Source organism: Pseudundibacterium arcticum, assembly GCF_042646465.1.
Taxonomy (GTDB): domain Bacteria; phylum Pseudomonadota; class Gammaproteobacteria; order Burkholderiales; family Burkholderiaceae_D; genus Undibacterium_A; species Undibacterium_A arcticum.
Window position 1 is genome coordinate 1 of the sequence record NZ_JBHRTP010000064.1, and the last position, 516, is coordinate 516.

A 516-nucleotide genomic window follows, 5' to 3' on the forward strand; every position below is an offset into this window, starting at 1 on the left:
TCGCCATTACTGCCCTCGTGGGATTTCTTGTTGGGGTTGTGCTGAGTTATTTGTCGGCCATCCAATTAAAGAACTATGGTGCTGACGTTTTCATCATCAATATTCTCGGGCTCGGCATCGTGCGGGAACTGGGACCGATATTAGCGGCTATCTTGGTGGCCGGGCGCTCTGGTTCGTCGATGACGGCACAGCTTGGGGTGATGCGGGTGACGCGCGAGCTAGATGCTTTGGCGGCGATGGGTATTTCGCATACACAACGATTGGTGCTGCCCAAGATAGTGGCGCTTGCGATCACACTTCCGCTGTTGGTACTGTGGAGCGATATAGCAGCCTTGATTGGCGGAATGCTGTCGGCAGATGTACAGCTCGGCATCGGTTATCGCCAATTTCTGCATGGCCTGCCAGCAGCGGTTCCAATTGCAAACCTGTGGCTCGGCGCGGGTAAGGGAGCAGTGTTCGGAATTCTGACTGCATTAATTGCTTGTCATTATGGACTGCAAATCAAGCCGAACACCG

At 53.9% G+C, this 516-nt stretch carries 1 protein-coding gene; it reads left to right on the plus strand.

Translation table 11 applies throughout. The features are described from left to right. On the plus strand, positions 1-516 hold a 516-nt coding region (locus ACFOFO_RS18820), incomplete at both ends, for an MlaE family ABC transporter permease (RefSeq protein WP_390332388.1).